The organism is Pseudomonas sp. P1_F7, assembly GCF_056405655.1.
The window spans coordinates 1-741 of record NZ_JBFUBR010000071.1 but is presented as its reverse complement, the minus strand read 5'-3'; the positions used below and the strand labels follow the sequence as shown (position 1 = coordinate 741).

Annotated in this window: 1 protein-coding gene; it reads right to left on the bottom strand. The window is 65.0% G+C overall.

From position 1 onward, the window contains the following. A partial coding sequence (locus AC1D1M_RS31420; RefSeq protein ID WP_477778693.1) for an immunoglobulin-like domain-containing protein occupies positions 1-741 on the bottom strand: 741 nt, incomplete at both ends.

The window sequence follows — 741 nt, the reverse complement described above, 5'->3', positions numbered from 1 at the left end:
ATGCTCTGGCCGTTGGCCAAGGTCACAGTTACTGGCGAGCCAGTCACAGCGGCACCAACGGTGGCGGTGTAGACAACGGTTCCGCCTTCCGCGGCCGAGCCGGTGGCGGTCAGTTTCACGGTAGTGGTATCGATGGTGTCGGTGACGTTAGTCACCGCCGGCACGTTGCTCGACACCAGGTTCTCGAAGTTGCCACCGGTGGCGTTGCTGATCGTGGCCTGGACGGTGCCGGCGTCTTTGTAGACGTCGTCTTTCGGTGCATCGACGGTCACCGAGCCAGTGGTCTTGCCGGCCTCGATGGTGATCACCGCGCCGTTCGACAGGGTCACGGTCACCGGCGAGCCGGCGGTGTTGGTCAGGGTCGCGGTGTAGACGATCGAGCCGCCCTCGGCGACCGAGYTTGTRGCRCTCAGGCTGAGGTTGGTGGTGTCGACGGTGTCGGTCACRGTGGTCGAAACCGGGGTTTTGTCGGCGACCAGGTTCTCGTAGTTGCCGCCGCTGACGTTGGTGATCGAGTTGGTCAGTGGCGCGTGACCAGCCAACACGTCGTTCGGCGCGGGGGTGGTCACGCTGCCGGTRGTTTSGCCGACGKCGATGGTGATGCTCTGGCCGTTGGCCAACGTCACGACGACCGGCGAACCGGTGACGGCGGCACCGACGGTGGCGGTGTAGGTGACAGTGCCGCCTTCAGCCGCGGTTTCGGTGGCGCTGAGCTTCACGGTGGTGGTGTCGATGGTGTCA